This window comes from Rhodococcus sp. H-CA8f (assembly GCF_002501585.1).
Taxonomy (GTDB): domain Bacteria; phylum Actinomycetota; class Actinomycetes; order Mycobacteriales; family Mycobacteriaceae; genus Rhodococcus_F; species Rhodococcus_F erythropolis.
Genome location: NZ_CP023720.1, coordinates 4224801 through 4250109, shown reverse-complemented (window position 1 = coordinate 4250109; position 25309 = coordinate 4224801). Strand labels below are relative to the sequence as shown.

At 62.0% G+C, this 25309-nt stretch carries 26 protein-coding genes; 22 read left to right on the top strand and 4 right to left on the bottom strand.

Going from position 1 to position 25309, the window contains the following annotated elements; translation table 11 throughout:
• Positions 1–291: 291 nt before the first annotated feature.
• The 17 genes from rpsH to truA all read left to right on the top strand — a co-directional run bounded on the left by rpsH (position 292) and on the right by truA (position 10962).
• A complete protein-coding gene (gene rpsH / locus CPI83_RS19840) occupies positions 292–690 on the top strand; it encodes a 30S ribosomal protein S8 (protein ID WP_092763849.1) in 399 nt (132 codons plus the stop codon).
• Positions 691–704: 14 nt separating this feature from the next.
• Complete coding sequence (gene rplF / locus CPI83_RS19835) at positions 705–1244, top strand: 50S ribosomal protein L6 (protein WP_003940970.1); 540 nt, start codon at positions 705–707, stop codon at positions 1242–1244.
• 1 nt (position 1245) lies between these two features.
• Positions 1246–1653, top strand: coding sequence for a 50S ribosomal protein L18 (gene rplR / locus CPI83_RS19830; protein ID WP_003940996.1), 408 nt, complete (start codon positions 1246–1248; stop codon positions 1651–1653).
• 31 nt (positions 1654–1684) lie between these two features.
• Positions 1685–2356: a 30S ribosomal protein S5 gene (gene rpsE, locus CPI83_RS19825; protein ID WP_003940718.1), complete on the top strand. Its 672-nt coding sequence runs from the start codon at positions 1685–1687 to the stop codon at positions 2354–2356.
• On the top strand, positions 2356–2535 hold the full coding sequence (rpmD, locus tag CPI83_RS19820; RefSeq protein WP_003940751.1) for a 50S ribosomal protein L30: 180 nt from the start codon (positions 2356–2358) through the stop codon (positions 2533–2535). The genes rpsE and rpmD overlap by 1 nt, the downstream gene beginning before the upstream one ends.
• A gap of 2 nt (positions 2536–2537) precedes the next feature.
• Positions 2538–2981, top strand: a complete 444-nt coding sequence (rplO, locus tag CPI83_RS19815) for a 50S ribosomal protein L15 (RefSeq protein ID WP_019747555.1) — start codon at positions 2538–2540, stop codon at positions 2979–2981.
• A 257-nt stretch (positions 2982–3238) separates the two neighbouring features.
• Positions 3239–4558: a preprotein translocase subunit SecY gene (gene secY, locus CPI83_RS19810; protein WP_020906895.1), complete on the top strand. Its 1320-nt coding sequence runs from the start codon at positions 3239–3241 to the stop codon at positions 4556–4558.
• Complete coding sequence (locus CPI83_RS19805; RefSeq protein ID WP_003940868.1) at positions 4555–5100, top strand: adenylate kinase; 546 nt, start codon at positions 4555–4557, stop codon at positions 5098–5100. Before secY ends, CPI83_RS19805 begins: the two co-directional genes overlap by 4 nt.
• The gene (map, locus tag CPI83_RS19800) at positions 5100–5897 is read left to right on the top strand and encodes a type I methionyl aminopeptidase (RefSeq protein ID WP_003940806.1); all 798 of its coding nucleotides are present in this window, start codon (positions 5100–5102) and stop codon (positions 5895–5897) included. The genes CPI83_RS19805 and map overlap by 1 nt, the downstream gene beginning before the upstream one ends.
• 313 nt (positions 5898–6210) lie before the next feature.
• On the top strand, positions 6211–6432 hold the full coding sequence (gene infA, locus CPI83_RS19795; RefSeq protein WP_003418601.1) for a translation initiation factor IF-1: 222 nt from the start codon (positions 6211–6213) through the stop codon (positions 6430–6432).
• A 90-nt stretch (positions 6433–6522) separates the two neighbouring features.
• Positions 6523–6636: a 50S ribosomal protein L36 gene (gene rpmJ / locus CPI83_RS19790; protein ID WP_003938068.1), complete on the top strand. Its 114-nt coding sequence runs from the start codon at positions 6523–6525 to the stop codon at positions 6634–6636.
• Positions 6637–6886: 250 nt separating this feature from the next.
• Entirely contained in the window at positions 6887–7261 is a 375-nt protein-coding gene (gene rpsM, locus CPI83_RS19785) for a 30S ribosomal protein S13 (RefSeq protein ID WP_003940834.1), read from the top strand.
• Positions 7261–7674: a 30S ribosomal protein S11 gene (gene rpsK / locus CPI83_RS19780; protein WP_003940683.1), complete on the top strand. Its 414-nt coding sequence runs from the start codon at positions 7261–7263 to the stop codon at positions 7672–7674. Before rpsM ends, rpsK begins: the two co-directional genes overlap by 1 nt.
• A gap of 22 nt (positions 7675–7696) precedes the next feature.
• Positions 7697–8302, top strand: a complete 606-nt coding sequence (gene rpsD, locus CPI83_RS19775) for a 30S ribosomal protein S4 (RefSeq protein ID WP_003940769.1) — start codon at positions 7697–7699, stop codon at positions 8300–8302.
• A 120-nt stretch (positions 8303–8422) separates the two neighbouring features.
• Positions 8423–9484 carry a DNA-directed RNA polymerase subunit alpha gene (locus CPI83_RS19770; protein WP_003941016.1) on the top strand — a complete coding sequence of 354 codons (1062 nt, stop codon included), beginning with the start codon at positions 8423–8425 and terminating at the stop codon, positions 9482–9484.
• Between the two features lie 29 nt (positions 9485–9513).
• Positions 9514–10071 (top strand): 50S ribosomal protein L17, encoded by a 558-nt coding sequence (gene rplQ, locus CPI83_RS19765; RefSeq protein WP_020906897.1) that lies wholly within the window; start codon positions 9514–9516, stop codon positions 10069–10071.
• A 6-nt stretch (positions 10072–10077) separates the two neighbouring features.
• Entirely contained in the window at positions 10078–10962 is an 885-nt protein-coding gene (gene truA / locus CPI83_RS19760; protein ID WP_020969044.1) for a tRNA pseudouridine(38-40) synthase TruA, read from the top strand.
• Positions 10963–11019: 57 nt separating this feature from the next.
• Here truA and CPI83_RS19755 read toward each other — a convergent pair whose 3' ends face one another.
• Positions 11020–12162 (bottom strand): acyl-CoA dehydrogenase family protein, encoded by a 1143-nt coding sequence (locus CPI83_RS19755; RefSeq protein ID WP_020906899.1) that lies wholly within the window; start codon positions 12160–12162, stop codon positions 11020–11022.
• Between the two features lie 57 nt (positions 12163–12219).
• Between CPI83_RS19755 and CPI83_RS19750 the strand changes: the two genes are divergently transcribed.
• Together CPI83_RS19750 and CPI83_RS19745 are read left to right on the top strand one after the other, a co-directional pair.
• Positions 12220–12798 carry a TetR/AcrR family transcriptional regulator gene (locus tag CPI83_RS19750; RefSeq protein WP_021343562.1) on the top strand — a complete coding sequence of 193 codons (579 nt, stop codon included), beginning with the start codon at positions 12220–12222 and terminating at the stop codon, positions 12796–12798.
• Positions 12799–12820: 22 nt separating this feature from the next.
• A complete protein-coding gene (locus tag CPI83_RS19745) occupies positions 12821–13378 on the top strand; it encodes an NAD(P)H-dependent oxidoreductase (protein WP_020906901.1) in 558 nt (185 codons plus the stop codon).
• Positions 13379–13394: 16 nt separating this feature from the next.
• Here the strand turns inward: CPI83_RS19745 and eccE are convergent, their stop codons facing one another.
• A complete protein-coding gene (eccE, locus tag CPI83_RS19740; protein WP_097387609.1) occupies positions 13395–15035 on the bottom strand; it encodes a type VII secretion protein EccE in 1641 nt (546 codons plus the stop codon).
• Between the two features lie 101 nt (positions 15036–15136).
• Between eccE and eccB the strand changes: the two genes are divergently transcribed.
• Positions 15137–16600, top strand: a complete 1464-nt coding sequence (gene eccB, locus CPI83_RS19735) for a type VII secretion protein EccB (RefSeq protein WP_097387608.1) — start codon at positions 15137–15139, stop codon at positions 16598–16600.
• A 14-nt stretch (positions 16601–16614) separates the two neighbouring features.
• Here eccB and mycP read toward each other — a convergent pair whose 3' ends face one another.
• Positions 16615–18024, bottom strand: a complete 1410-nt coding sequence (gene mycP, locus CPI83_RS19730) for a type VII secretion-associated serine protease mycosin (RefSeq protein ID WP_097387607.1) — start codon at positions 18022–18024, stop codon at positions 16615–16617.
• Between the two features lie 14 nt (positions 18025–18038).
• Positions 18039–19505, bottom strand: a complete 1467-nt coding sequence (eccD, locus tag CPI83_RS19725) for a type VII secretion integral membrane protein EccD (RefSeq protein WP_097388220.1) — start codon at positions 19503–19505, stop codon at positions 18039–18041.
• Between the two features lie 224 nt (positions 19506–19729).
• Here eccD and eccCa point away from each other — a divergent pair, with 224 nt between their 5' ends.
• Positions 19730–23749, top strand: a complete 4020-nt coding sequence (gene eccCa / locus CPI83_RS19720) for a type VII secretion protein EccCa (RefSeq protein WP_232816937.1) — start codon at positions 19730–19732, stop codon at positions 23747–23749.
• Positions 23746–25248: a type VII secretion-associated protein gene (locus tag CPI83_RS19715; protein ID WP_070796259.1), complete on the top strand. Its 1503-nt coding sequence runs from the start codon at positions 23746–23748 to the stop codon at positions 25246–25248. Before eccCa ends, CPI83_RS19715 begins: the two co-directional genes overlap by 4 nt.
• Positions 25249–25309: the final 61 nt, after the last annotated feature.

Here is a 25309-nt window from a genome sequence, read left to right as displayed (position 1 = left end):
TCGTTCTTCGGTGCCGAACGAGCAGTTCAGATTTCGGGGTGCGTCGATACCTTCCCGATCAGCGACCTTCGGGTGGCGGTGGGGGAGCCGACGTGGCATCCCGGTGGACACTTGCGCCAAAGTTCCCTACACTAGAGCGGTTGCCGTGGCTGACGCATGCGTTCAGCTCGGTGCGGTAACTTACGCCGTCTGACACAAGTCGGACGGCCCAGCCGAATTGCTGGAGGCCCACGATCGGATTCGTCCGGTGTTGCATGGGAACCACAGCGAGAAAGGTGTCGAGGTCGACCTATGACCATGACTGACCCCATCGCAGACTTCTTGACGCGTCTGCGCAACGCCAACACGGCGTACCACGATGAGGTGCAGCTTCCCCACTCGAAGATCAAGGCGAACATCGCCGAGATCCTCAAGCGCGAGGGCTACATCTCCGATTTCCGTACCGAAGACGCAGAGGTCGGCAAGACCCTCATCGTCGATCTGAAGTACGGTCCCAGCCGCGAGCGTAGCCTCGCCGGCGTGCGTCGCGTTTCCAAGCCCGGTCTCCGGGTTTACGCGAAGTCCACCAACCTGCCCAAGGTCCTCGGAGGCCTCGGCGTGGCCATCATCTCCACGTCGTCCGGTCTGCTCACCGATCGCCAGGCGGCCAATCAAGGAGTAGGCGGGGAAGTCCTCGCCTACGTCTGGTAAGGGAGGCCACCACAATGTCGCGTATTGGAAAGATTCCGGTCACCGTCCCCGCGGGCGTTGACGTCACGATCAGCGGCCAGGATGTCACCGTCAAGGGTCCCAAGGGCACCCTCGCGCTGACCATCTCCGAGCCCATCGCAATCGAAAAGGCAGAGGACGGCTCGCTGAGCGTCACGCGCCCCGACGACGAGCGTCGTAGCCGCGCGCTGCACGGTCTGTCGCGGACCCTGGTTGCGAACATCATCACCGGTGTCACCGAGGGTTACACGAAGAAGATGGAGATCCACGGTGTTGGTTACCGTGTGGCACTGAAGGGCAAGGACCTCGAGTTCGCGCTCGGCTTCAGCCACCCGGTGCCGATCGAGGCTCCTGAAGGCATCACCTTCGTCGTCGAGTCGCCCACCCGGTTCTCGGTGTCCGGCATCGACAAGCAGAAGGTCGGGCAGATCTCGGCCAACATCCGTCGTCTCCGTCGTCCGGACCCGTACAAGGGTAAGGGCGTGCGTTACGAGGGTGAGCAGATCCGCCGCAAGGTCGGAAAGACGGGTAAGTGATATGAGCCAGACTGCAAACCAGAAAGCCAAGCGGATTCCGCTGGGCAAGGATGCGTCCACCAAGCGTCGTCTCTCGAAGACGCGTCGTCACTTCCGTCTCCGCAAGAAGGTCTCCGGCACGCCCGAGCGTCCCCGCTTGGTCGTCAACCGGTCCTCGCGCCACATCCACGTCCAGCTCGTGGACGACCTGGCCGGCCACACCCTGGCCTCCGCGTCGACCATCGAAGCAGACGTGCGCGTGGCAGAAGGCGACAAGAAGGCTGCGAGCGCGAAGGTCGGTCAGCTGATCGCCGAGCGCGCCAAGGCTGCCGGCGTGGAAGCAGTTGTCTTCGACCACGGCGGACACGGCTACCACGGTCGCATCGCGGCCCTGGCAGACGCGGCTCGCGAAGGCGGGTTGAAGTTCTGATGACCAACATTTTCAACGGAAGGACAGCCTGATGCCGGGACGTCAAAGGCGTGACGGCGGAAGCGGACCCGCCGGACAGAATGGCCCCAACAGCGGTGACAACAGCAACGCTCGTGGGGACAACCGTGGTGGCGGCCGTGACCGTCGCGACGGTGGCCGTGGCGGAAACGCTGCGGAGAAGTCACAGTTCATCGAGCGCGTTGTCACGATCAACCGCGTTTCCAAGGTCGTCAAGGGTGGTCGTCGCTTCAGCTTCACCGCTCTGGTGATCGTCGGAGACGGCAACGGACTGGTCGGCGTCGGCTACGGAAAGGCCAAGGAAGTTCCCGCGGCCATCCAGAAGGGTGTCGAGGAGGCTCGCAAGAGCTTCTTCCGCGTCCCGATGATCGCCAACACCATCACTCACCCCGTTCAGGGTGAGGCTGCTGCCGGCATCGTCATGCTTCGCCCGGCAAGCCCCGGTACCGGTGTTATCGCCGGTGGCGCTGTGCGCGCCGTGCTGGAGTGCGCTGGTATCGCGGACATCCTGTCGAAGTCGCTCGGTAGCGACAACGCCATCAACGTCGTGCATGCGACCGTTGCTGCGCTCAAGGGTCTGCAGCGTCCCGAGGAAGTTGCGGCTCGCCGCGGCCTCACCCTCGAAGAGGTTGCACCCGCCGGCATGCTTCGCGCTCGCGCACAGGCTGCTGGGAGTGTGAAGTAATGGCAGATCTCAAGGTCACTCAGATCAAGAGCATCATCGGGACCAAGCAGAACCAGAAGGATTCTCTGCGCACGCTCGGTCTCAAGGGCATCCGTCAGACCGTTGTTCGTGAGGACAACGCACAGAACCGCGGTCTGATCAACGTGGTGCGCCACCTCGTAACAGTTGAGGAGGTCTAACCATGACCATCAAACTGCACCACCTGCGCCCCGCTCCGGGATCCAAGTCCAACAAGATTCGTGTTGGACGCGGTGAGGGCGGCAAGCGTGGTAAGACCGCAGGTCGCGGTACCAAGGGCACCAAGGCACGTAACACCGTGCGCGTGGGCTTCGAGGGTGGACAGATGCCGCTTCACATGCGTCTGCCCAAGCTCAAGGGCTTCACGAACCCGTTCCGCACCGAGTACCAGGTCGTCAATGTCGGCGACATCGCCCGTCTGTTCCCCGAAGGTGGAGCAATCACGGTCGAGGATCTCGTTGCCAAGGGCGCAGTCCGCAAGAACCAGCTCGTCAAGGTTCTGGGCGACGGCGAACTGACAGTTGCCGTTCAGGTGACCGTCGACAAGTTCACCGGTTCCGCCAAGGAAAAGATTGCTGCTGCCGGTGGTTCCGCCACCGAGCTGTGAGTAATCACGCGTAGCTAGTCCGATGGCCGCAGCGCAGCGTTTGCTGCGCTGCGGCCATCGGCGTCTACCAGGTCTTGTCACAGATTGGTCGTGCATGCCTCGGATGGGCCAGTATTCTGGTCACCGAGTGGCAAATGTATCTTCGGCTTACCCGGTTTTCGTGGTCTGCCCGCTTAGTTCCCAAATGCTCACTGTTAGAGTTCAAAAGTTCGACAGGTCAAACGATCTGTCTCCCTACCGTCGTGCCAGGAGGATCTTTGCTTTCCGCCTTCGTCTCGGCCCTCAGGACCCCAGACCTGAGGCGGAAGATCCTCTTCACCCTCGGCTTGGTGGCTCTGTATCGGGTCGGCGCTCTCATTCCGTCCCCAGGTGTCGACTACGGCCGCGTGCGTCAGTGCATCGATATCGCCAACTCCGGTGACTCAGCAGGTATCTACTCGCTGATCAACCTGTTCTCCGGTGGCGCTCTGCTGCAGATGTCGATCTTTGCGATCGGCATCATGCCGTACATCACGGCAAGCATCATCGTGCAGCTGCTGACCGTGGTGATCCCGAAGTTCGAGGAACTTCGAAAAGAAGGCCAGTCCGGTCAGGCCAAGATGACGCAGTACACGCGTTACCTGTCCATCGCTCTGGCAATCCTGCAGTCGACCGGCATCGTCGCTCTTGCGGCACGCGGACAGTTGCTCCAGGGCTGTGACGACATCATCGCCGACAAGTCGATCTTCGGTCTTGCCATCATCGTGCTGGTCATGACTGCCGGTGCTGCCATGGTGATGTGGTTCGGCGAGGTCATCACCGAACGCGGCGTCGGCAACGGTATGTCGCTCCTCATCTTCGCCGGTATCGCATCGCGTATCCCGAGCGAGGGCAAGTCGATTCTCGACAGTCGCGGTCCGCTGGTCTTCGCCTTCGTCTGCCTCGCAGCGCTGTTGATCATCGCCGGTGTCGTCTTCGTCGAGCAGGGTCAGCGCCGGATCCCGGTTCAGTACGCAAAGCGGATGGTCGGACGCAAGATGTACGGCGGATCCTCGACGTACCTGCCTCTGAAGGTGAACCAGGCCGGCGTCATCCCGGTGATCTTCGCGTCTTCACTGCTGTACCTCCCGAACTTGATCGCACAGCTGACTTCGGCCAGTACAGCGGTCGACCCCAGTTGGTGGCAGCGCCTCATCAACACCTACCTGGTGAACCCGGCCAACCCGGTGTACATCGCGATCTACTTCGGCCTGATCGTCTTCTTCACGTACTTCTACGTCGCCATCACCTTCAATCCCGAAGAGCGCGCCGACGAGATGAAGAAGTTCGGCGGCTTCATCCCCGGTATCCGACCAGGTCAGCCGACCGCGGACTACCTCAACTACGTGCTGAGTCGCATCACCCTTCCGGGTGCGATTTACCTCGGCACCATTGCTGTTCTGCCCAACCTGTTCCTCGACATCGGGAATGGCGGCGGCGCGCAGAACCTGCCGTTCGGTGGCACCGCGGTGCTGATCATGGTCAGCGTCGGCCTGGACACCGTGAAGCAGATCGAGAGTCAGCTAATGCAGCGTAACTATGAAGGGTTCCTCAAGTGAGACTTGTCCTCCTTGGTCCTCCCGGTGCCGGCAAGGGCACCCAGGCCGCTATCTTGTCCGAGAAGTTTGGCGTTCCCCATATCTCCACGGGTGATCTCTTCCGCGCGAACATCGGTCAGGCCACCGCTCTCGGTGTGGAAGCAAAGAAGTACATCGACGCCGGCGAACTCGTACCGAGTTCGATCACCAACGACATGGTGAAGGCTCGCGTCGCAGAACCGGACGCAGCAAACGGTTTCCTTCTCGACGGATTTCCGCGCTCGGTCGAACAGGCTCAGGCACTCGAGGGAATCTTGAAGGATCTCGACACCAAGCTCGACGGTGTTCTCTCTTTTGTTGTCGACGAGGACATCGTGGTCGAGCGCATGCTCGCCCGCGGTCGTGCAGACGACACCGAGGACGTCATTCGCAACCGACTCCGGGTCTACCGCGACGAGACGTCACCGCTGTTCGATTACTACAAGGACAGCATCGTCTCCGTCGACGCGATCGGCGAGGTCGAAGAGGTCAACGCACGCGCACTGGCAGCGTTGGGTAAGTAATGGTCTTCGGGCGTAAACGCAAGGTTGTTCCGTTCCGCTCCGCGGGCGAACTCGACGCGATGGCTGCTGCCGGCGCGATCGTGGGTTCGGCCCTGGTGGCGGTGCGCGCTGCGGCAAAGCCCGGTGTCAGCACTTTGGAATTGAACGCGGTCGCAGAATCGGTCATTCGTGACGCCGGCGCCGTGCCCTCGTTCCTCGGGTACCACGGCTTCACCGGTTCGATCTGCTCTTCGGTCAACGATCGCGTCGTTCACGGGATCCCTTCAGCTCAGGACATCCTGGCTGAAGGCGACCTCGTTTCCATCGACTGTGGCGCGATCCTCGACGGTTGGCACGGTGACTCTGCCTGGACGTTCGGAGTCGGTGAGATCAGCGTCGCCGATCAGGAACTCAGCGAAGCCACTCGGCTTTCGATGGAAGCCGGGATCGCGGCGATGATCGCCGGTAACCGTCTGACGGATGTTTCGCACGCGATCGAGGTCGGTACTCATGCCGCCGAGAAGTTGCACGGTCGTTCCTACGGCATCGTCGACGGATACGGTGGACACGGAATCGGTCGGGAAATGCACATGGATCCGTTCCTCGCCAATGAAGGTGCCCCGGGTAAGGGTCCTGAACTGGTTGTCGGATCGTGCCTCGCGATCGAGCCGATGCTCACGCTCGGCACCACCGACACGGTGATTCTCGACGATGACTGGACCGTTGTGACGACCGACGGGTCCCGGGCGGCGCACTGGGAACACACTGTCGCTGTGACCGAGGACGGTCCGCGGATTCTGACACTCCGGCCGGAGTAGTTGACGCCGTCGCTGACAAGTGTTGGCAGCGAGCATGATTCACGTTCGAGAAGTCCCAGCCTCATGTCGAGGCTGGGACTTTTTCGATGGGGGAGCGGTGTGCGTCGTGACCCTGACCGGAGGCGCATTTGGCCTGGTCGTTTACATCGCGTAACATGGCTAGGCGGTGCGCTATGCGCGTCGATAGTTCGTGTGCCTACGCCCGGATCGCTCCGGGATCGGGCCCCCGAAGTGCCGACGATCTTTCCATTGCGTGCCAATGTAACGGAAGCCGATGCACGAAGCATGCCAAACCAAACGGATCGCGGAGGATATGGCTAAGAAAGACGGGGCCATCGAGGTCGAAGGACGAGTAGTCGAGCCGCTGCCCAATGCGATGTTCCGCATTGAGCTCGAGAATGGCCACAAGGTCCTCGCCCACATCAGCGGAAAGATGCGTCAGCACTACATTCGCATCCTCCCGGAAGATCGCGTTGTCGTGGAGCTCTCGCCCTACGATTTGTCGCGCGGACGCATCGTTTACCGCTACAAGTAACGAACTTCCCGGACCTGACCTGGGTCAGGGAGAAGTATGTCTGCCGCGGTTCATCGCGGCGGGCTGCGACAAAACAGGAGATCAGAAGACGTGAAGGTTCAGCCGAGCGTCAAGAAGATCTGCGAGAAGTGCAAAGTGATTCGCCGTAACGGTCGAGTCATGGTGATCTGCGAGAACCTGCGTCACAAGCAGCGTCAGGGCTAGATCTAGCTTTTCGAAGATCTGCTTGGCAACAAGCAAAGAAGACCTCCCAGTACCAGCCATTGTTGACGAGACCCCACGCGATCGTTCACCGATCGCCAAGGTCGGACAATGGTTCACCCCCGGCACGGAGGCCGGGGCCCCACTGAGTTAGTTGATGAGATCATCTGCGCCTTCGGGCGTCGGTACTCGGCAAGAGGCACAGGGGAAGGGCTGGGAGCAGACCTCCGCACACCGATAAGGAAATGCCACCATGGCACGTCTCTCTGGTGTTGATCTTCCTCGCGAAAAGCGTATGGAGATCGCACTGACATACATCTACGGCATCGGCCGTACCCGCTCCAAGGAGATCCTTGACGCCACCGGCGTCAGCCCGGATCTCCGGAGCAAGGACCTCTCGGACGAGGACCTGGCAAAGCTCCGCGAGTACATCGAGGAGTCGCTCAAGGTCGAGGGTGACCTTCGCCGCGAGGTTCAGGCCGACATCCGTCGCAAGATCGAGATCGGCTGCTACCAGGGCCTGCGCCACCGTCGTGGTCTGCCCGTGCGTGGTCAGCGCACCAAGACCAACGCCCGTACCCGTAAGGGTCCGAAGCGCACCATTGCCGGCAAGAAGAAGGCGAAGTAATGCCCCCGAAGTCACGTAGCACCGGTCCGAAGAAGACCCAGAAGACGCGTCGCAGGGATAAGAAGAACATCCCGCACGGCGCCGCTCACATCAAGAGCACCTTCAACAACACCATCGTGTCCATCACGGACCCCGCCGGAAATGTCATTTCCTGGGCGTCTTCGGGACACGTCGGCTTCAAGGGTTCGCGTAAGTCGACTCCCTTCGCCGCTCAGCTTGCTGCTGAGAGCGCTGCCCGTAAGGCGCAGGAGCACGGTGTCAAGAAGGTTGACGTCTTCGTCAAGGGACCGGGATCCGGTCGCGAGACCGCAATCCGTTCCCTCCAGGCTGCTGGCCTCGAGGTCGGCACCATTTCCGATGTAACCCCCCAGCCGCACAACGGCTGCCGTCCGCCCAAGCGGCGTCGGGTATAGCGGGAAGGATAGGTAGAAGAAAATGGCACGTTATACCGGACCCATCACCCGCAAGTCGCGTCGTCTGCGCGTCGACCTCGTTGGAGGCGACCAGGCATTCGAGCGTCGCCCGTACCCGCCCGGACAGCACGGCCGCGCGCGTATCAAGGAGAGCGAGTACCTGCTCCAGCTGCAGGAGAAGCAGAAGGCTCGCTTCACCTACGGCGTCATGGAGAAGCAGTTCCGCCTGTACTACAAGGAGGCGAACAACCGCCCCGGCAAGACCGGCGAGAACCTGCTTCGCATCCTCGAGTCGCGTCTCGACAACGTCGTGTACCGCGCAGGCCTCGCTCGCACGCGCCGTCAGGCGCGTCAGCTGGTCACGCACGGTCACCTTCTCGTGAACAACAAGAAGGTCGACATCCCGAGCTACCGCGTCTCGCAGTACGACATCATCGATGTCAAGGAGAAGTCGCTCTCCACGCTTCCGTTCCAGGTTGCGCGTGAGACCGTCGGCGATCGCCCGGTTCCCGGGTGGCTGCAGGTTGTCGGCTCGCGTCTGCGGATCCTGGTTCACCAGCTTCCCGAGCGCGCGCAGATCGACATCGCTCTGCAGGAACAGCTCATCGTCGAGTACTACTCGAAGTAAGGCGCTTCGCACCCCGTGAGTGGTTGAGGAGTCTCCGGACTCCTCAACCACTCACAGGGCCGCAGGCCCTTTCCCATCGTGGGCGTCAAATAGTGGACGTCCGTACAGGAGGAAATACCAATGCTCATTTCTCAGCGACCCACGCTGACCGAAGAGGTCATCGCTGATAACCGCTCGAAGTTCGTCATCGAGCCCCTGGAGCCAGGTTTCGGGTACACGCTCGGCAATTCGCTGCGCCGCACGCTGCTCTCGTCGATCCCCGGCGCTGCTGTCACCAGCATCCGTATCGACGGCGTTCTCCACGAGTTCACCACCGTCCCGGGAGTGAAGGAAGATGTCACCGACATCATCCTGAACCTCAAGGGCCTCGTCGTGAACTCCGAAGAGGACGAGCCGGTCACCATGTACGTCCGCAAGCAGGGCCCCGGCGCTGTTACTGCAGGCGACATCGTGCCCCCGGCAGGCGTCACCGTGAACAACCCTGACCTGCACATCGCCACTCTGAACGACAAGGGAAAGCTGGAGATCGAGCTCGTTGTCGAGCGCGGTCGTGGCTACGTCCCCGCCGTCCAGAACAAGGCGTCCGGCGCAGAGATCGGCCGTATCCCGGTCGACTCGATCTACTCGCCGGTGCTCAAGGTCACCTACAAGGTGGAGGCCACTCGCGTCGAACAGCGCACCGACTTCGATCGGCTCGTTCTCGACGTGGAAACGAAGAACTCCATCACCGCACGGGACGCGCTCGCTTCGGCGGGCAAGACCCTGGTTGAGCTCTTCGGCCTGGCCCGTGAGCTGAACGTCGAAGCAGAAGGAATCGAGATCGGACCCTCGCCCGCCGAGGCCGATCACATCGCTTCCTTCGGACTCCCCATCGAGGATCTGGACCTCACGGTCCGCTCCTACAACTGCCTCAAGCGCGAAGGTGTTCACACCGTCGGTGAGCTTGTCGGCCGTACCGAGTCCGATCTGCTCGACATCCGCAACTTCGGACAGAAGTCCATCGACGAGGTCAAGGTCAAGCTGCATTCGCTCGGCCTGTCCCTCAAGGACAGCCCCGCATCCTTCGATCCCACCACCGTTGCCGGCTACGACGCCGCCACCGGAACGTGGAGTGACACTGATGCCGGTTCCTTCGGCGATGCCGAAGGTACCGAGGACTACGCCGAGACCGAACAGCTGTAGCAGCTCAGGTCCTTTACTAGGAGATCATCATGCCCAAGCCCAAGAAGGGTGCCCGCTTCGGCGGGTCGGCTTCCCACCAGAAGGCGATTTTCGCCAATCTGGCTACCGCGCTCTTCGAGCACGGTCGCATCACCACCACCGAGTCCAAGGCCAAGGCACTGCGCCCCTACGCCGAGAAGCTCGTCACGCACGCAAAGGCCGGCACGCTGGCTCACCGTCGTGAGGTGCTGAAGGTCATCCGCAACAAGGATGTCGTTCACACCCTGTTCGCCGAGATCGGCCCGTTCTACGCGGACCGTAACGGTGGATACACCCGCATCATCAAGACGATCCCCCGCAAGGGCGACAACGCTCCGATGGCAATCATCGAGCTCGTCAAGGAAAAGACCGTCACCTCCGAGGCTGACCGCGCTCGTCGCGTCAAGTCCTCGCAGGAAGCTCCCGCCGCAGAGAACGTCGTCGAGGCCGTAGAGGCCGACGCGACCGAGGCTGAGGTCGAGAACGCTGACGCAGTCGTCGAGGCCATCGAGGACGAGACCGCAACTGCGGCCGACGCTCCCGAGGCCGAAGAGGCCAAGAAGGACTAGTCTCCCTTGGTTTCGGCACACGCTGAATCGAACGAGCCCGCCGCCCCCATCGGGGACGGCGGGCTCGTTCGATTGCGGCTGGACATCTCCTACGACGGCACCGACTTCTCGGGCTGGGCCCGTCAAACCGATCTGCGCACCGTGTGCGGTGAGATCGAAGACAAGTTGGGAACGGTACTACGGCAACCGGTTCAGCTGACTGTTGCCGGTCGCACGGACGCCGGCGTTCACGCCACGGGGCAGGTAGCGCACGTCGACGTCCCGAGCGAGTTGCTCCCCGACGATCCGTCGCGACTCGTGCGCAGACTTGCACGCTTCCTGCCCAAGGACGTTCGGGTCAAACAGATCTCGGTGGTTCCGGGTGACTTCGATGCGCGCTTCTCGGCGATGCGACGCTACTACGAGTACCGGGTGACCAACGCGGCATTCGGAGTGGAACCCCTACGCGCGCGCGATACGGTGTCGTACCCCAAACCACTCGATCTCACAGCGATGCAAGAAGCGTCGAATCGGCTTCTGGGCCTGCACAACTTCGCGGCATTCTGCAAGCGTCGAGAAGGCGCTACGACGGTGCGGGAGCTGCAACGCTTCGACTGGGCGCAGGAGGGCACGGTGTTCACGGCGTACGTGAATGCCGATGCGTTCTGCTGGTCGATGGTCCGGAGTCTTGTCGGGGCAGTCCTCTCGGTCGGTGAGGGACGCCGCACCGCCGACTGGGTGGCAGGTTTGCTCGACGAAACGTCGCGGTCGAGTTCGATCCTCGTTGCGCCGGCGCACGGACTTTCGTTGGTTCGCGTGGACTACCCCGACTACTCGGAACTGGCTGCCCGCAACGCGATTACCCGTGAAACCCGCGAGATTCCGTCTTCGGGCGGGTGCTGCGGCGACTGACCGCCTTGATAGAAAATGCCCTCCCACTCTGCGTGGGAGGGCATTTCATGTCGACGACTATCCCGCCAATTGGCGCGCGATGACCAGACGCTGAATCTGATTGGTGCCCTCGAAGATCTGCGTGATCTTGGCCTCGCGCATGTAGCGCTCGACGGGGAAGTCCTGGGTGTAGCCATACCCACCGAATACTTGAACGGCGTCGGTGGTGACCTTCATTGCTGCGTCGGTGGCAACGAGCTTGGCGACGCTGGCGTTGCGCGAATACGGAACTCCGGCGTCGCGGCGGCGGGCTGCATCGAGGTAAGTGGCTCGAGCGGAGTCAACTGCGGCCGCCATGTCCGCGAGCACGAATCCGAGTCCCTGGTGATCGATGATCCGCTTGCCGAATGCCTTGCGCTCCTTCGCGTAAGCGACCGCGTCGTCGAGTGCGCCCTGAGCGATTCCGACGGCAACAGCAGCGATTCCGAGTCGGCCGGAGTCGAGCGCGCTGAAGGCGATCGGCAATCCCTGGCCGCGCTGACCGATCAACCGCTCGTCAGGGACGAAGGCGTCGTCGTAATTCGCGGATGCAGTGGGGACCGCGCGCAGTCCCATCTTCTCCTCGGGCTTGCCGAAGCTGAGGCCTTCGGTGTCCTTGTCCACCAGGAGGCAGGAGATGCCGCGAGAGCCGTCGTCACTGGTGCGGGCGAAGAGGTTGTAGAAGTCTGCCTTGCCGCCGTTGGTGATCCAGGCCTTCGAGCCGTTGATGCGGTAGCCACCGTCGGTGGCCGTCGCCTTGCACGACAATGCGGCGGCGTCGGATCCGGCCTGCGCTTCGGAAAGGCTGTATGCGCCGATGGTGTTGCCGCCCAGCATGTCCGGCAGCCAGCGGGCCTTCTGTTCGTCGGTGCCGAAGGTGAACAGTGGGAAGCAAGAGAGGCTGTGCACGCTCACCGCCACTGCAACCGCTGCCCAGCGCGAGGCGATCTCTTCGAGGACTTGGAGGTACACCTCGTACGGCTGATCGCCGCCACCGAATTCCTCGGGATACGGAAGGCTCAGCAGGCCTGCCTGTCCGAGTGCGGGGAACACGCCTTCGGGATACTTCTCGGCCTTCTCGTATTCGTTGACCTTGGGCGCGAGTACCTTGTCCGCGACATCACGCGTCAGTTCGATGAGATCGCGAGCTTCTTGGCTGGGCATCAGGCGTTCGACGGGCACGGTCGGCTCCTAGCTAGGTAGTAGTACTGAGAACGATACTGCAGTACTGTCTTGCGTATGGCAAGGCTGGTTCACAAGACGACTGCGCGCAGGGCAGAGTTGTTCGATCAATTGGTCGAACTGTTCTTGAGCGAGGGTTTCGCCCACCTCACGCTCGACGAGATCTCAGCTCGTCTGCACTGCTCCAAGAGCACCTTGTACACCGTGGCGGCCGGCAAAGAGGATCTGGTGCGGGCTGTGACGGTGCACTTCTTCCGTGCGGCGACCGATGCGGTGGAGAGTGCCGTCGCTGCCGAAGCGGCACCGACTCGTCGAGTCGCGGTGTATCTCGAAGCAGTCGGTGATCAACTGACCGCGGCGTCCCGTCAATTCATGGAAGACCTGGCTGAATCGGTGTCGGCGAGTCAGGTTTACGAGAAGAACACGTCGATCGCCGCGGATCGTGTGCGAGCGCTCATCGTCGAGGGAGTGGATTCGGGCGCATTCCGGCGGGTACACGCGTCATTTGTCGCTGATGCGGCCGCAGCGACAATGGTTCGGATCCAGCAACGTGCGGTCTATCGGGCTACCGGGTTGGACGATGCCAGCGCGTATCGGGAACTGGCCGCACTCATCACGGACGGGATCACTGCGTGACGAGTCGCTAGCATCGACGTTCATGGCACCTTTGAAGGTCGAAGTCATCGTAGGTTCGGTCCGCGAGGGGCGAATAGGACGAGCAGTGGCGGATTGGTTTGTCGAGCGCGCAACCGCGAACCCGTCGTGGAACGTATCGGTGATTGACCTCAGAGAGCTGTCGTTGCCCCAGGATTTCTCGGATTCACCTGCCACGGAGGTTTTCCGCCAGCGAATCGGACGAGCCGACGCTGTTGTTGCTGTGACCTCCGAATACAACCACGGGTACCCGGCTGCCCTCAAGACCGCATTCGATTCCGTGAAACACGAGTGGCGTGCCAAGCCGATCGGATTCGTGTCCTACGGCGGGATTTCAGGTGGTGTTCGGGCCGTCGAACAACTGAGGCAGGTAGTGGCGGAGCTGCACATGGTCTCGGTGCGTCAAAGCGTGACCATTCACCGGGTACGCAAGCAATTCGGACACGAGCCGTACGGCGTCGATTCGATCGCGATCGATGCCAGCGAGAAGATGATTCGTGAATTGCATTGGTGGGGGAGTGGATTGCGGATGCAGCGTGCGAGTGATCCCTATCCTGGCTGATCTTGGACATACGCGATCACGCCATCTGGTGAGCGTCGCCGGCTCGAGGACGGCCGATGAACGAGGTCTCGGAAGCAATGGTTACCAGAGTCAGTTCGACGCGCGTGCGGCCGGTTTCGACTGTGATCTTGTCACCGAGTGCGAATGGCTGGACTATCGAGATTTCAGGGTCGATCCGAGGCCATTGGCGTGGATGTCCGTACACGTAGATCGCGGTCACGCCGGCACGCGGCGGTAACCCCTCGACTCCGTCGAACACGACAGTGTTGAAAGCGCCCTCGAGCCCACCACCCTGCCCGGACACGCGGAGTCGGTCAGGCACTCCCATGGAGTCGGTGAGCGCGGTCCATGCTTCCGGTCGATCGGTGTGGATGAGTACCAGTGCGCCGGTCGCGATGGCTCGAAAGATCAATTGCTGAGCCAGATAGAGTTCGCCGGCGACAAAAACGGTGTTGACGCCCGGCCCCGAAATTCTGGCCGCGACACCGTGCCCGTTTCGGTCCGAGCCGATGAGCTGGCCGCACCCGGCAAGAGGTAGAGCGAGTGAGTCGAGTGTGCCCCCGTCCATGCGAATGTGCGGCGTGATGCGGTCCAGCGCGGCCAATGCGGTTGGCAGGTTGGTCAGCAATCCGTCGCGCTGGCGCCCACGAAGCGAGACCAAACCGGCCAGCGGTGCGTTCTCGGGTGGATTGCGCGTGGTGAAGCGACATGTCGCACTGACCTTCGCCTCTCCGCGTTCGCCCGTGGGGCGCAACCGAATTGTCACGGACGTCCCGACCGTTGCCACTGCCCATACTCGGGTCAGGGTCGAGGTGGTGATGAAACGGGGTTCGATTCCGTATCCGACGTTGAACACACCAGGCAAGGGGGTACTTCGCCACGTTTCGGTGACCTCGTGGCTGGCGACTCCTCTTGCGACCTGGGCAGTGGACGACGCGATCTCCGGTGCGGTCAGGATCCGCGCCTTGCATCCCGCTGAATCGAGCACCCGGATGACACGATTGGCGGCAACAGCGATCGCGCGGCCCGCGCCCTGTTCGCCCCCGCCTCGGCGTTCGACTGCTGCACGACCCTCCAAAGCGTCGAAACGTAGTGCAAGCCAAACACTTCTGGTGGCGGTGGCTGGTAGTGGCCCGATGAGACGTTCGTAGACTTCGGTGGCCGGCGTTCCTGATGCGGCGCGGTATCCATGACTGACAATGTCGATGCCGGTGAGTGAGATGTCGTGCTGATACAGACAATTGACCAGGGCTGCCGTGGGCAGAAGGTGGGAAGCGTCGAATGAATGGCGCCCGATCCTGGTCAGGTAGTCGCGTGGGGGAGCGATCTCGACGACAGCGACGAGTGAAGATCCGTCCACTCGGAGCCCGATCGACTGTTCGGAGGGAGTGTGAAAACTGACGATCGTGCTGCCGTCGGCGTCCTTGCGGCGCAAATAGCGAAAGTACTTGACAATCCAGGACATTACCGACCAACCGCCCACATGGAGGAGCATTGATCCGGCAACCACACAACCGATTGCCAGCGCCCAGAGCCAATCCAGCCCACTGGCCATCGCGATTCCGCCTGCACTGATTCCGAGAATCTGTGCCGACACGAATTCGTGCGTCGAAATCCTGTGTGACGACGGCCAATGCTTCAACCGCGATCGGTCCACGGTTCCTCCCCGATACCTGACCTGCGAACTACCCGAAAATTTCCGCCCCAGCCAAACTGTACTGTGTCTTCGCAAGGGGATGTAAGGCACGGGGGGGAACGATGGCTGCAACACCTACCACGCGCTGGCAGGTCAATGGGTACCGATTCTTGGTCAGGCGGATGGAACATGCGCTGGTCAGACGAGACGTGCGGATGCTTCACGATCCGATGCGGTCACAGTCCCGCGCCTTCACCGTCGGAATAGTCCTCGCTGCACTGGGATTGGCGGGTTGCGCGGTACTTGCTCTGTTTCGGCCACAGGACAAGATCGGCGATGCAGAAATCGTTGTTGCAAAGGAATCTGGCGCAATGTTCGTCGCCATGGAGGGTACTTTTCGCCCTGTGCTGAACTTGGCCTCCGCCCGACTGATTCTGGGTTCGCCAGTAAAACCGGCAATAGTCAAGGCGTCTGAGGTCGAGGCGAAACCGAGGGGCGCGCTCGTCGGCATTCCCGGCGCACCGTCCGCGCTGCCGGAATCAGCCGACCCGAGCAACGCCTTGTGGACGGTATGCGATTCCGTCGGATCCGACGGGAGAAAATCGTTGACGACTTCGGTCCTGGTCGGCTCGTCCAATGTCGGTGAAAACACGACATATCTGACGAGGGACCGTGCATTCCTGGTGAAGTCGGGTTCCGATCACTTTCTCGTATACGACGGGAAGCGAGCGGAAATCGATGTGGACAATCCGGCGATCATGCGGGCTTTGGGGCTGGAAGGAGCACAGGCGCGACCGATCAGTGCCGGATTTCTCAATTCGATCCCCGAAGTTCCGCGCATCGAGGCTCCGCGAATCCGCGAACTGGGATCAGCGCCCCGGTTCCCGCTACAGAACAAGACTGTCGGCTCCGTCGTTCAGGTTTCGGTGGGCGCGGACCTGCAGTACTACGTGGTGCTCGAGAACGGTATCCAGAAGGTCGGTGCGGCGCTCGCCCAACTGATCTACTTCTCGGATTCGCAGGGCGCCACCGGGATCGCGAGCGTCACCCCTGATGCCATCAGTCGTATTCCCTCGGTGAGGGAACTGGCCGTCGACTCGTTGCCGCAGGTGGTTCCGGAGATCGTCGATGATCATGGCGCACCTGTCGGCTGTCTGGAATGGGCTCCCTCACCTGCAGTCGACGGCGGCGAAAGTAGTTCTGCAACATTGAAACTCGTCGCTGGATTGCAGGTTCCGATCCCGGAGGGTGGCAAGTTGGTGTCCTTGGCGCAGGCGGACGGATCGGGCGACAATCTCGACAGCGTCCACGTCGAACAGGGCTTCGGTGGGTTTGTTCAAGCGACCGGAATCGAGACGAACAGCACCAGGCACGACGGAGTGTTCTACGTAGCGGATACCGGTGTGAAATACGGAGTACCGGACGAAACCTCCGCTCGCGCGCTCGGATTGACGCGAACGCCCGATCGCGCGCCTTGGCAGATACTCGATCTACTTGCATCAGGTCCGGCGCTCGAGAAGAGCAATGCACTGATAGCTCACGACGGAGTCGCCCCCGATTCAACGCCGGCCGCTCCAGTGAACTGAACACCGTTGACGGTTCAGAGATCGACGTCCCGTCGTTCGGGAAGTCTCCGACGAATTACTCGACGAATGGGCATCGACGCCAACAGCGTCAGTAGGGCTAGGGTGCCGACCGTTCCGGCTCCGACGAGTGCCGCGTCGCGAGATCGGTTGTCGGGGGGCGGCGTGGGTAGGGGATCGATCGTTACCGACTGATGATTGACCTTGACGCGTTCCCCCGGTGCCAATTCGCCCGTTACCGCGGCGAGTGGATCGATGACGCCGTGACCGACGTAGGGATTCCAACCCTGCGCCGGAGCGTGGGCGGTGGCTTCGATACGTTGCATGACCTGAAGTGCAGTCAGTTCCGGGTGAACCGACCGGACCAGCGCGGCGGTTGCCGCGACATAGGGCGCAGCGAAACTGGTCCCGTTGAACGACTGTACGGCGCCGTCGGAGCCGTAGACTCCGTTGGTCAGACCAGGCGACGTCGGGTGAAGTGAGATGATTCCGGTGCCGGGCGCCGCAACGTCGACCCATGGACCGCCGAGGCTGAAGGAGCTGGCGGTGCCATTGGGGTCGACCGACCCGACGGTGAGGACATAGTCGTCGTACCAGGCAGGACTGGCAATCGTCGTAACCGAGTTCCATGGATCGGCTTGTGGATCGAGGGGATCCGGCGGTGGATTCTGGTTCTTGCAACCTCCGGATCCGACGTTCCCTGCAGCAGCGACGACTACGGCGTTCTTCGCGATCGTGGCGTATTCGATTGCAGCGCCCAGTCGTTGGTCGTTGATCCCGTCCCCGGCAGGCTTGCAAGCGACCTCGGAGATGTTGATAACGCTTGCACCCAAGTCAGCAGCGTGACGTACGGCCAGTGCCATGGTGTCGACGTTTCCGTAGCCAGACGAATTCTCGGCTACGGCAGGGTCTTCGCGTTGGCCGGCCACCGAGAAAGCGGCACTGGACTGCCTGATCGAGATGATCTGTGCGTCCGGCGCAGCTCCGGAAAATCCGGAACCGTCGACCTGCTCGGCGGCGATGAGACCGGCGACGACTGTTCCGTGTGAGTCACAATCGTCGGTGCCGTCGGAGGTCCCGACATAGTCACCGCCGCCTTCGAGGGCCGGTAGCCGCGGATGTCTGCTGACGCCGGTGTCGATGACAGCAATTCGCTGCCCCGCCCCTCGGGTGATCGACCACACCGAATCGAATCCGAGATCCTGTTGAGAACGTGGAATATCCGCGCCGTCACCACCCGCTACGGCGGGGACGCACAGGGTTCGTTGTTCGGTGGGTTGGGGAGGCGCGGGTGGACCGTCCTCCGGCAGCATTGCAGGATCGATGGGGGAAGGAACCGCACTCGATGCGCCACCCGCCCCGGCGAGGACTGTTAAGACAACGATCACGAGTGCGGCACAGATGTTCGTCGCGCGTCGAATCACCATCGAGATCCGATCGCTCAGAGACCGCGCATGAGCGCGAAGAGCCCACTGACCCAGCAGATCAGCGGAACGATTGCTGCAATCGCAGCGAGGTCCAACAGTTCGGCCGCGCGTCGCATCACGGGGCTGAATGTGTTCTGGGGGGCGAGGATTCCCAGAATCAGTGACAGGAGGAGAACAGTCATCGTGATGGCGAAGACGACCAATGCATGGTCGCGATGGGTCCATGCCATGCCGCCCAGGAGAGCGAGAACCACCGAGATGCCTGCCGAGATGAGTGGGACCGCCTGATGTGCGCCCGCGTAGGTGCGCCCGCGAAACATCAGCACGACGGCCGTCGCGAATGCGAGAGCAAGGTTCGGCCAGACGATTCCCTGACGGGGCCAGGACCACGCGAGCGCGACTGCGGCAGTGAGCGCGACCACTGACGTGGCCACGATCAGTCCGGTCAGGTAGCTACGAGCCCGCCCTGCCCTTTCAGTCAACTCGGTCAGCCCGGGCAGTTCGGGCTCGGGCAGTCCGTCGCGATCGTCGTCGAGGGGATTACTCGGCGTCGGAACCGGGGGAAGCGGTAATCGCGCGAACAGCATCGACAGTCGAGCGGTGAACGTGAGAACGATCAATGCTGCGGCAATCACCGCGCTGCTGACGGTTGCGGTGCGCGCCTCGGGAAGCGTCGTCGCGACGGCGAAGGTGCCCACCGCAGCAAGGAGGACGACGAGAAGTGCGGTGAAGACGGCTAATCCGGCACCGCACAAGCGGAGGCAGATCAGAGTCACCGCGGCTGCGACTGCCGAACCGAGAAGGAGATGAGCAGAAAGAACAGTGCCGGGTACGCAGAGGGCGCCGGAGACGAACGCCAGTGGCACCGCTGTGCATCCGAGCGTGATGGAGCTTGCAGTGTCTCCGTACACCCGCGCTGCCACGACGGCGGCGACGGTGAGCACCAAAGACGTCACTCCACCGCAGACAGCGCCGATCAGACCTGTATCGCCGAGGACCAGGGCGAGGGCCGCGACGAGCGCAGCGACGAGGGCAGCGGACGAGCCGACAATGCGCGCGGTGATCGGAGTCCAGCGTCGGTAGATGTCTGCATCCGTCGCCGCGACGGTGTACATGATGTCGTCGAAGAGTGGGGGCGGGGCAGCGGTGTCCGCGGCCGCGAGTACGAGCAATTCCCCATCGCGGATTCCATGCTCGTGCAGCGACAGCGTCGGTGCCAGCGGTGCCCTGCCGACTTTCGACAGAGTCCAGTCGACGGGCTCGAATTGTTCGGCGCTGTGGTCGAACTCGTTGAAATTGCTGTGGTTGACAATTGTGTCCACAATGCCCGGAATGACCACCGCGAGTGGAACACGAAGCGGCACCGCAAGATCCACCTGCGAATGGGCTGAAAGTACCGTCAACCTGCACAGTTCGGCAGAATGGGTCGCGCGTCGTCCGTTTGCGGTGTGCGCAGCGCTGGTTTCAGTGGTGCTGGTCAAGATCTGTCCCCTCCCATGACGCGATTCCCCTGTCACGTCACCCCAGTTCACCCGAACAATACGACATGAACTGTGCGCCTGTGTCGGCGACAGCGCAGACAACAGGTGGCACCGACCCGAGTGTCGGTGTTGTGATCTACTCTCTTGCAATTGCGTGACTACGCCTTGGGGGGCGGGCCGGCGGTAGTCGGACGAGGCGCGTGGCGGCAACAGCTGCAGCACCGATGGGGGTGGGTGAATTGAGCACTGTCAGATTTGCGCGTCGAGCGCGCCGTGAATCGCCGCGTACACCGGGCGGCGAGGTGACGCTTCAGGCCCCACCGGAGATTCCTCGCGTCACGCCGGGAAACCTACTGACCAAACTACTTCCGGTGATCATGGTGGTTGCCATGATCGGCATGGTGGCGCTGATGTTCTCTTCCGGCATGGCGCGCAATCCGATGTCTCTGCTGTTTCCGGTCATGATGATGGTGTCGATGCTCGGGATGCTCGCCGGGGGCGGTCGTAGCGGTGGGGCACGAGCGTCCGAAGCGAACGAGGACCGCAAGGACTACCTGCGGTACCTCGATCAGATGCGCAGCGATGTTGCTGCAACGTCTGGTGCGCAGCGTGCTGCTCTCGAGTGGAGCAATCCCGAGCCGTCGCAGCTTTGGACACTGGCCGGGACTGTGCGGATGTGGGAACGTCAGATCACCGACTCGGACTACTGCCACGTTCGGGTCGGTCTGGGTACACAGCGATTGGCCACCAGGCTTGTATCTCCGGAGACGGGGCCGGTCGAGGATCTCGAACCCGTCGCTGCTGTCTCACTTCGGCGATTCGTCCGTGCGCATTCGGTTGTAAAAGACCTGCCGACCGCCGTCTCGCTTCGCGGATTTGCTGCGATGTCCATTGAGGGGCAGAGGGATTCCGCTCGAGCGCTCGTCCGCTCGATGTTGATGCAGCTGTGCACTTTTCACGGTCCGGACATCGTCCAAGTTGCAGTGGTGTGCGGTCCCGATACCGAAGCCGAGTGGGAGTGGGTCAAGTGGCTCCCACACGTACAACACCCGGAGTCTCAGGACGGCGCCGGCACTTCACGCATGGTGTTCGGTTCGTATCTCGAGTTCGAAAGTTCCCTCGGGGAAACGCTTTCGATGCGTGCTCGATTTGCTCGCAACACTCCAGCGAGTGCGGGCGTTCCGCATCTCGTGTTGGTCGTGGACGGTGGCTTGCTCGAAGGTGACACCGGCCTGTTGTCCGAATCCGGGCTCGACTCGGTGACCGTCCTCGACCTGTGCGGGTTCTGCCCGCGGCTGGCGGCGGCGCGTGGTTTGCGACTGGTCGTCGGTAGCGATCAGATCGGCGCGGTGAGCAGCGCAGGAGTCGAGAACTTTGCGACGCCTGACGCCGCGACGACGAGCCTGGCGCAGTCGTTCGGACGTCGCATCGCACCGTTCCGTGCGGCATCGCAGAACGGCGTGGACGCAACTGACGACGACCGATCCCTTCGGACCTGGAGCCAGATGTTGGGGATAGGAAATGTTGCGAGGTTCAATCCTGAGCATGGCTGGCTGCCACGTCAGGGGCGCGACCGACTCCGCGTGCCGATCGGTGTCGGACAAGATGGAAACCCTGTCGAACTGGATCTGAAGGAGTCGGCCGAGAACGGTATGGGTCCGCACGGGCTGTGTATCGGAGCCACCGGTTCTGGTAAGTCGGAGTTCCTGCGAACCTTGGTACTCGGCCTGATCGCGACGCACTCACCCAACGCACTGAACCTCGTCCTGATCGACTTCAAAGGTGGTGCAACCTTTCTCGGCCTGGAGGAGGCGCCGCACGTTGCTGCGATCATCACCAACCTTGCCGAGGAATTGGCGATGGTCGATCGTATGAAGGACGCACTCGCCGGCGAAATGAATCGTCGACAGGAACTGCTGCGTGCGGCAGGAAACTTCGCAAACGTGTCTGACTACGAGAAGGCGAGGCTGGCCGGCGCTGCACTCGATCCGTTGCCTGCACTCTTCGTGGTTGTCGACGAGTTTTCCGAACTGCTCAGTCAACAGCCGGAATTTGCCGAATTGTTCGTGGCCATCGGGCGATTGGGCAGGTCACTTCATATTCACCTGCTGCTGGCCAGTCAGCGGCTCGACGAAGGAAAGCTTCGGGGTCTCGACAGCCATCTTTCGTATCGTGTCGGTTTGAAAACGTTCTCGGCGAACGAGTCTCGTTCCGTTCTCGGCGTTCCCGATGCTTATCACCTGCCGGGCACACCCGGTGCGGGATACCTGAAGTCCGATTCTGCTGAGATCGTTCGCTTCCAAGGTGCATACGTGTCAGGCCCGTACGAGGGTGAGCGGATAGTGCCCACTCGATTCTCGGTAGATTCCCCCGTCGAACTCGCGCCGCTGCCGTTTACCGCGACGCCCGTGGTCGGGCCAGAGGCTGTTGTCGTTCCCGTCGAGCCCGATGTCATCGACATGGGTGAAATCGGTGACGATGCACGTACTCTCATGGGAGTCCTCGTCGACCGAATGCGCTCTCACGGCCCACGCGCGCACGAGGTGTGGCTACCGCCGCTCGAGGCATCCCCGACGCTTGACCAGTTGTTGCCGCGGTGGGCGGCCGGTGATCAACCTCGCGGAAATCTGAGCGCACCCTTCGGCGTAGTCGACAGGCCGTTCGATCAGCGCCGCGATCTTCTCGTCGCCGATCTGAACGGATCAACGGGCAACCTCGCGATCGTCGGCGGCCCGCAGTCGGGAAAGTCGACGGCCTTGCGCACGTTGATCTTGTCTCTGAGCATGACGCACACGCCGGAACAGATTCAGTTCTACTGCCTCGACTTCGGCGGTGGAACGCTCCTCGGATTGAAAGATCTGCCGCACGTCGGATCGGTGGCAAACCGCTTGGATTCCGACCGCGTCCGCCGCACGGTTGCCGAGGTACTCGGTGTGGTCGCGAAACGAGAGCGACTGTTTCGTGACCTCGGCATCGACTCCATGGCTGATTTCCGAGGATTGCGAACAGCTGATCCTGCCGGGGAAGGTGTGGCGGCGGGACTCCGAGATGACCCGTACGGTGACGTCTTCCTCGTCGTCGATGGTTGGCCCAGCGTTCGTTCGGATTTCGAATCACTCGAGCCTCAGATCAACATGCTCGCCGGTCAAGGTTTGTCCTTCGGTGTGCACGTGATCGTCACGACGTCGAGGTGGGCCGAGATCCGGCCGGCACTCAAGGATCAACTGGGTACTCGCATCGAACTTCGATTGGGTGATCCGGGAGATTCGGATGCGGGTCGCCAGAAAGCCAGCCTGGTGCCGGAAGGTCGACCGGGTCGTGGCATCACGCGCGACGGGCTTCACCTTCTCACCGGACTACCTCGAATCGGCGGTTCGCCCGGTAGTGAGAATTCCGGTGGGTCTGTGGCGTCGACGGTCGAACATATTGCAGCCATGTCGAATTCGCGCCCGGCGCCCACCGTGCGGATGCTTCCGGATTCGTACTCGCGGGCAGAACTTCTCGAAGCTGTCGGAACCCGGTGGCCCTCACCGAGTGCGGCCGACGGTCGGTGCCTCACCGTGCCGATCGGGCTCGGTGAGACCGACCTCGCCCCGGTGTACATGGACTTCCGGGAACACCCACACTTCTTGATATTCGGCGACACCGCGTGTGGCAAGACATCTCTTTTGCGCGGAATAGCGGAAGGGATCATCGCGTCGAACACACCGGCGCAGGCCAAGCTGATTATCGGTGACTATCGGCATTCCCTGCTGGGAGTGGTCGAAGGGAATCACCTCGGCGGTTACTCGGCGTCGTCGACGACCTTCGGTGAGTTGATGGTCGACTTGGCTCGGATCGTCGCCGCCAGAATGCCGAACGCCGAAACAACACAGCAGCAATTGCGGGAAAGGTCGTGGTGGAGTGGGCCGGAGATTTATGTACTGATCGACGACTACGACCTTGTGGCCACACCGAGTGGTAATCCGGTGGCGCCGTTGCTCGAGTACATTCCGCATTCCAAGGACATCGGTTTGCACCTGGTGATTGCCCGCCGTTCCGGTGGCGCGGCCAGAGCACTCTACGAGCCGGTCATTGCGAGAATTCGCGACATGGCACCGGCCGGATTGATCATGAGCGGAAGTCGCGACGAGGGAAATCTCGTCGGCACCGTCCGCGCGTCGGCATTGCCGGAAGGTCGTGGGGTCTACGTTTCTCGGTCGCAAACCCAACTTGTCCAAGTTCCGTGGATGCCACCGCTGTGACCGTTCCGTCCTTGGTGTCGGTCTCGCTACATTGGGGTGCATCCAATATCTGGGTCGTCTCGGGTCAACGCGAATTCTGTTGCAGTGCAGACCTCAGACGCGAACCGGCGTCGGGTCCCGGTACGACCGGAGAAAATGCGATCGATTACGTCGACGACGATTATGTCGACGTAGATGGTCGGATTGTCCCCACCGTCCTGGAGCTGGCCAGGCTGATCTCCAGTGCGATGGACGGGTGCGGAATCGTCGATGCAGACATCCTCTATCTCAGTCATCCCTCGGACTGGGGTGCCCCACGCAGGCGGCGATTGCTCGATGCCGCACGGCGAGTGGCGCACGACGTCGTCCTCGTTCCGACGTCGGTCGCGGCGGCGAGGTCGGCTCGTACAGCCTGGCGATCACGGTGTGTCGTCCTCGAACTGCGTGGCGGAATGGTGGTCGCTTCTGTTGTCGTTGAGGTCGACGGTGAACTCCGAATCGACGGGGCACAAAGCTCGGCGATCGCAGACGTTGCGGGGTTGTTTTCCGGAATCGGGGACTTGTCGGTTCGGGACGCTGTGGTGTTGGTCGGGCCGCGCTCCCATGCCGTTGCGGCTTCGCTCGAACGTGGGTCGACGAATGTCCACGGCCATGCGAGCATTCGAATTCTGGACGAGAGTCGGGTGGCGTCGTCTCTGGTGGATCCTCGGACGCTCGTTCGCCAGACAACTGCGCGGGACAGTTCCGGTCGAATCGTCGACAATTCAGCTTTTGGCGCCGGGTGGGTAGGCGATCCGGATGGCGCGATGTCGATTCCTTCCGTGGACTCGACTGCCACCTCGCCCCGTCGAGTCGGCGGGTGGCACGGAGGCCGTCGACGGTTCGCGGCGGCGCTTGCGGTGCTCGCCGTCGTCGCTGCTGTCGCGGCAACGGTCGTGGTGTCGACTCGCGACCGAGGCGATTCTAGGTTGGCGGACTCGGTCGCAGCTGCGGCGGAAGACAAAGTCGAGATCGTGGAGGCGTCGAAAGAGCAGGAAAAGCCTGCGCCGAAGACTTCGATTCCGTCGATCGAGTCCGGTGTCACGCCGGAACTCACGCGTGTGGAGGTGGGGAGCGTTGCAGCAGAGCTGCCTTCCGATTGGAAGCTTCTGTCACGAGGGACCTCGAGCGGGCGCACCGATTTGATACCCAGTTCCGGCGCTGATCGCAAGATCGTGGTCATCGAGAAACGTCTTGCGGAAGGTGCTGGATTCGATTCCGTCGAAGCCGCTTTGCGTCAGCAGTTTTCGGCGTTCGAGGACCCATTGCGGTTCGGAGAGTTTTCTGTGATCGACGATGCCGCAGGAAAACAGGCAGTGGTGTACGTCGAGTTTCCGGACGATTTCTCCGAGGTGCGTTGGCGCGTGTACGTCGACAACGGTCGGCAAGTGAGTATCGGCTGCCAGTATCTGGTCGGTGAGTGGGACAGTCTCGAAGCGGACTGCCTGCGGATGTGGCAGTCACTCGAATTCACGCCCTGACCGGATCGGTCGGTTCTGCAAACATTCTTCGATCGGGCCGGAACCGTTGGCACGGAGGTCG

Coding starts and splice junctions, on each gene's coding strand:
- rpsH (WP_092763849.1), top strand. CDS start 292: ATGACCATGACTGACCCCATCGCAGACTTCTTGACGCGTCTGCGCAAC.
- rplF (WP_003940970.1), top strand. CDS start 705: ATGTCGCGTATTGGAAAGATTCCGGTCACCGTCCCCGCGGGCGTTGAC.
- rplR (WP_003940996.1), top strand. CDS start 1,246: ATGAGCCAGACTGCAAACCAGAAAGCCAAGCGGATTCCGCTGGGCAAG.
- rpsE (WP_003940718.1), top strand. CDS start 1,685: ATGCCGGGACGTCAAAGGCGTGACGGCGGAAGCGGACCCGCCGGACAG.
- rpmD (WP_003940751.1), top strand. CDS start 2,356: ATGGCAGATCTCAAGGTCACTCAGATCAAGAGCATCATCGGGACCAAG.
- rplO (WP_019747555.1), top strand. CDS start 2,538: ATGACCATCAAACTGCACCACCTGCGCCCCGCTCCGGGATCCAAGTCC.
- map (WP_003940806.1), top strand. CDS start 5,100: ATGGTCTTCGGGCGTAAACGCAAGGTTGTTCCGTTCCGCTCCGCGGGC.
- infA (WP_003418601.1), top strand. CDS start 6,211: ATGGCTAAGAAAGACGGGGCCATCGAGGTCGAAGGACGAGTAGTCGAG.
- rpsM (WP_003940834.1), top strand. CDS start 6,887: ATGGCACGTCTCTCTGGTGTTGATCTTCCTCGCGAAAAGCGTATGGAG.
- rpsK (WP_003940683.1), top strand. CDS start 7,261: ATGCCCCCGAAGTCACGTAGCACCGGTCCGAAGAAGACCCAGAAGACG.
- rpsD (WP_003940769.1), top strand. CDS start 7,697: ATGGCACGTTATACCGGACCCATCACCCGCAAGTCGCGTCGTCTGCGC.
- CPI83_RS19770 (WP_003941016.1), top strand. CDS start 8,423: ATGCTCATTTCTCAGCGACCCACGCTGACCGAAGAGGTCATCGCTGAT.
- rplQ (WP_020906897.1), top strand. CDS start 9,514: ATGCCCAAGCCCAAGAAGGGTGCCCGCTTCGGCGGGTCGGCTTCCCAC.
- CPI83_RS19750 (WP_021343562.1), top strand. CDS start 12,220: ATGGCAAGGCTGGTTCACAAGACGACTGCGCGCAGGGCAGAGTTGTTC.
- CPI83_RS19745 (WP_020906901.1), top strand. CDS start 12,821: ATGGCACCTTTGAAGGTCGAAGTCATCGTAGGTTCGGTCCGCGAGGGG.
- eccB (WP_097387608.1), top strand. CDS start 15,137: ATGGCTGCAACACCTACCACGCGCTGGCAGGTCAATGGGTACCGATTC.
- mycP (WP_097387607.1), bottom strand. CDS start 18,024: ATGGTGATTCGACGCGCGACGAACATCTGTGCCGCACTCGTGATCGTT.
- eccCa (WP_232816937.1), top strand. CDS start 19,730: ATGGGGGTGGGTGAATTGAGCACTGTCAGATTTGCGCGTCGAGCGCGC.